Origin of the sequence: Enterococcus sp. 3C7_DIV0644, assembly GCF_002141235.1 — a bacterium.
Taxonomy (GTDB): Bacteria; Bacillota; Bacilli; order Lactobacillales; family Enterococcaceae; genus Enterococcus_D; species Enterococcus_D entomosocium.
This window is the reverse complement of the sequence record NZ_NGLK01000001.1, coordinates 1,007,735-1,010,459: the sequence shown is the minus strand read 5'-3', so window position 1 is coordinate 1,010,459 and position 2,725 is coordinate 1,007,735. Positions and strand designations below refer to the sequence as shown.

The following is a 2,725-nucleotide window of genomic DNA, read 5'->3' as shown; positions in this document are numbered from 1 at the left end:
CAAGTGTTAGCAGTAGCGATTCCACAAGTGTAAGTACGTCATTAAGTGATTCATCATCGCTAAGTACAAGTGTAAGCAACAGTGACTCGACAAGTGCAAGTACGTCGATCAGCGATTCAATGTCTGTAAGTACAAGTATCAGTAACAGCGAATCAGCAAGCCTGAGCGCATCGATCAGTGATTCATCATCGTTAAGTACCAGTGTGAGTGATAGTGATTCGACAAGTACAAGTGCCTCAATTAGCGATTCAATGTCTGTAAGTACAAGCATCAGTAACAGTGAATCAACAAGCTTGAGTACGTCCATCAGTGCCTCTTCGTCATTGAGCACAAGTATCTCAGTATCACAAAGTGCGAGCGATTCTACAAGCTTTAGTGGTAGCACAAGCGTAAGTACTAGTGAATCAACAAGTGCAAGTACGTCGATCAGTGACTCGTTATCTCTAAGCACAAGTACTTCGTTGTCATTAAGTGCGAGCGATTCTACAAGCTTTAGTGGCAGCACAAGTGTAAGCAACAGTGAGTCAACAAGTACGAGTACGTCATTGAGTGACTCATTATCAGTAAGTACAAGTATTAGTAACAGTGAGTCAGCAAGTATTAGTACTTCACTAAGTGATTCATCATCATTGAGTACTAGTGGTTTAATGTCACAAAGTGCAAGCGACTCTGCAAGCTACAGCGGTAGCACAAGTACAAGTAATAGTGAATCAACAAGCATTAGTACGTCTGTGAGCGATTCACGGACTAGTGAAAGTCAAAGCTATAGCAGCAGTACTTCAGCCAGCTTGAGCATGAGTACTAGTGTCAGTACTTCGGTTAGTGACTCTGCTTCAATTAGTACAAGTAGCAGTAATAGTGAATCGAATAGTTTGAGTACGTCAATTAGTGATTCACGTTCAAGTATGAGTGAAAGCTTTAGCAGCAGTACCTCAGCAAGTATTAGTCTAAGTACTAGTGACAGTACTAGCTACAGTAGCAGCACCTCAGCAAGCATAAGTACAAGTACTAGCGATAGTACAAGTATTAGTAATAGTGCTTCTGAAAGTATGAGTGAAAGCTTGAGTATCAGTACATCAATGAGCGACTCATCGTCAATCAGTGCTAGCTTGAGCAATAGCGATAGTCTTTCAGAAAGCAGATCACTAGCAAGTGAAAGTCAAAGCTACAGTAGTAGTACTTCTGCGAGTCTAAGTCTCAGTACAAGTACTAGCAGTTCATTAAGTGATTCATCGTCAACTAGTGCGAGCGACAGCTACAGTTTGAGTAATAGTTTGAGCCAATTGACAAGTGACTCACTTTCCGAAGGTATTAGTTTAAGTAATAGCCTAAGTAATAGTTTCAGTCAAAGTACTTCAGCTAGCACGAGTTTGAGTTCAAGTACAAGTCTAAGTGAACAATTATCTCAATCAGTCAGTGCCAGCGAGTCACGGAGTGATAGCCTAAGCTATAGTAGCAGCACATCAATTAGTACGAGTGAAAGTAGCAGTACTAGCTTGAGCGAATTACTATCTCGTTCAACCAGTGCCAGTGAATCACGGAGCAATAGCTTGAGCCAAAGCACAAGTACTTCGTTGAGTGGCAGCAACAGCTCTAGCTTAAGTTTAAGTGAAATGAACTCTCAATCTAGCAGTGCGAGCGAATCACGGAGTGATAGTGTAAGCAATAGCATGAGCACATCAACTAGTGACAGCTTAAGTTCTAGTACGAGTGTAAGTGATTTACTTTCTAGATCAGAGAGTGCAAGTGAATCTAGAAGTGATAGCCTAAGCTATAGCGGTAGCACGAGCGTAAGTAACAGCTTAAGTTTAAGCGCGAGTCTAAGTGATTTACTATCTAGATCTGAAAGTGCCAGCGAATCACGTAGTTTCAGTACGAGTGATAGTGCAAGCACATCACTCAGCAATAGCGATAGTGCAAGTGATAGCTTAAGCGATCTATATTCAAGATCGAACAGTTCTAGCCTTTCAACCAGTGACAGTACAAGTACAAATGATTCTGTCTCGGCAAGTGTTAGTGAGAGCACCAGCATTTCACAATCTACTAGTACAAGTCTAAGCGAATCGGCATCAATCAGCACATCGCTTAGCGAAAAACAAGAAGTGATTGAATCTCAAAGTGTGAGTGCTTCGACAAGTGATTCACAAAGCTCTAGCACCAGTGAATCAGTTAGCGTCAGCATCAGTACTAGCGAAAGCGAGCGGAATAGTACGGAAGTTACACCTAGCGAATCAACCTCCATTAGCGAAAGCATTAGTACAAGTGAAAGTGTCCGAGATTCCGAATCGGTTAGTTCAAGTGACAGTACAAGTTTGAGTCAATCTATGAGTACGAGCGATCAAGCCTCCGCTTCTGAAAGCACAAGCAACAGTTCTAGCATTCGCGATTCTGAGTCTGAAAGTGCAAGTGTTTCTACGGAAGAAAGCCGCAGCTTCAGTACAAGTGAGTCGATTTTTGCAAGTGAAAGCACATCAATCAGTCAAAGTGACAGTACAAGTATGAGCGAATCAGCTAGTGAAAGTACCAGCATTAGTGACAGTGAACGTGGTTCAATATCTGATAGTGCAAGTGTAAGTGATTCGACATCAACAAGTGACAGTACAAGTGTGAGTGAATCTGTTAGCGAAAGTACCAGCATTAGTGACAGTGAACGTGGTTCAATGTCTGATAGTGCAAGTGTAAGTGATTCGACTTCAACAAGCGAAAGCCTAAGTGTGAGTGAATC

General features: G+C 41.9%; 2 pseudogenes. One reads left to right on the top strand and one right to left on the bottom strand.

The window, feature by feature from the left end:
- A pseudogene (locus A5877_RS17440) lies at positions 1 to 307 on the bottom strand (hypothetical protein); the annotation flags it as partial.
- A gap of 2,017 nt (positions 308 to 2,324) precedes the next feature.
- On the opposite strand from A5877_RS17440, the pseudogene A5877_RS17435 reads away from it, so the two are divergent.
- A pseudogene (locus tag A5877_RS17435) lies at positions 2,325 to 2,725 on the top strand (peptidase); the annotation flags it as partial.